This is a genomic window from Candidatus Dadabacteria bacterium, assembly GCA_026706695.1.
GTDB lineage: Bacteria > Desulfobacterota_D > UBA1144 > Nemesobacterales > Nemesobacteraceae > Nemesobacter.
This window is the reverse complement of record JAPOYE010000046.1, coordinates 3,043-3,704: the sequence shown is the minus strand read 5'-3', so window position 1 is coordinate 3,704 and position 662 is coordinate 3,043. Positions and strand designations below refer to the sequence as shown.

The window sequence follows — 662 nt, the reverse complement described above, 5'->3', positions numbered from 1 at the left end:
TCAGGGCTTACGCGCAGAAGGGTGAAAACATAGTGAGAGCGTCGTGCGTCGGATGCGGAGTGTGTGCAGCCGTGTGCCCAAGGGGTGTGCTTAAGCTTGAAAACGGAGGAACTTTCAAGGACAGGTTCTCTGGGTCCGACAAACCGCTTGGTGCTCTTATCGACTCGCTGAAACATGTCTAGTTTCAGAGCTCAAAACCTCTAGTCCAAGAATTCTCAAGACAGTTCCAAGGTCAATTTCATTTCCCGGTCTTTAAATCGAAAGGACAAAATAGCGGAACGCTCAGATATTGAGAAACTCGACGGATTCCATGCTTTCCTTTCTCCCTCGGTCGACTCTTTCGATTACCTCGCCGTTTTCTATGTCAAAGACGAAGCAGGATATACCGGAAAGTATCTCCATGTTAAACTCCAGGAAATTGTTGACGTATATCTTGGAGTCTTCAATGATTTCCTTTTTGTCGGCCTTGTCCGGTTTTCTCACTAAAATGAAATACGCGCACAGAAAATCTGGAAGATCTGGGTTGTGGGCAAATACCGTTTTTGAATCGTATTTCAAGATTACGTTATTGTTGAAATAGCGCTGGTATCCCGCGATGAGCGGCTGGTTCAGATGAGACAGGGCGTACACTATTGCGCAGGCGATTTTGCTCTGGTTCTCAA

Annotated in this window: 2 protein-coding genes; one reads left to right on the top strand and one right to left on the bottom strand. The window is 46.4% G+C overall.

Annotation, left to right across the window (positions count from 1 at the left end; translation table 11 throughout):
- A partial coding sequence (locus OXG10_03270; GenBank protein MCY3826391.1) for a 4Fe-4S binding protein occupies positions 1–182 on the top strand: 182 nt, incomplete at its 5' end.
- A gap of 100 nt (positions 183–282) precedes the next feature.
- On the opposite strand, the gene OXG10_03265 is transcribed toward OXG10_03270, so the two are convergent.
- On the bottom strand, positions 283–662 hold a 380-nt coding region (locus tag OXG10_03265; protein MCY3826390.1), incomplete at its 5' end, for a hypothetical protein.